Annotated in this window: 1 pseudogene; it reads left to right on the forward strand. The window is 41.6% G+C overall.

Annotated features, from left to right (window positions below):
- Positions 1-294, forward strand: a pseudogene (locus tag AB4653_RS10145) (C4-dicarboxylate ABC transporter); the annotation flags it as partial.
- Positions 295-438 lie beyond the last annotated feature (144 nt).

Here is a 438-nt window from a genome sequence, read left to right on the forward strand (position 1 = left end):
GCAGTGTTGATGACGTTTATTATCTACATCGCGTTTTTCAAACTACTTCGTCTGCCATTCAGCCCTGGCTATGCGGCGTTTACATTCCCAATCGTGATTGGTGCAACGGCGCTATTCAAATTGGCGGCTTGGATGCAAACTGTTGGTGTGGAAACTCACTATGTGGATCAAGTCTTCAACCTAGCGTATCTAGAATTGATTGTGGCAACGTTTGTAGTGGGTTATGTGGCGGTTCGTTATTACATGAATTACAAACCTCACCGTGTTCTAAGTGCGGTAGGCAGTAGATTGTAAGAAGCAATAGTTCAAAAGATAAACGGACCTTAAGTTTTCAGTATTTCATAAGCTTATATTCCTAATCCAAACACGGCACTTATGCTAATCTGGCTTTATATTGTGGCAAGATTAGCGTGAGTGCACTTTGTTTACTGTTTACCA

Source organism: Vibrio sp. 10N.222.48.A3 (assembly GCF_041475345.1).
Taxonomy (GTDB): domain Bacteria; phylum Pseudomonadota; class Gammaproteobacteria; order Enterobacterales; family Vibrionaceae; genus Vibrio; species Vibrio tasmaniensis_A.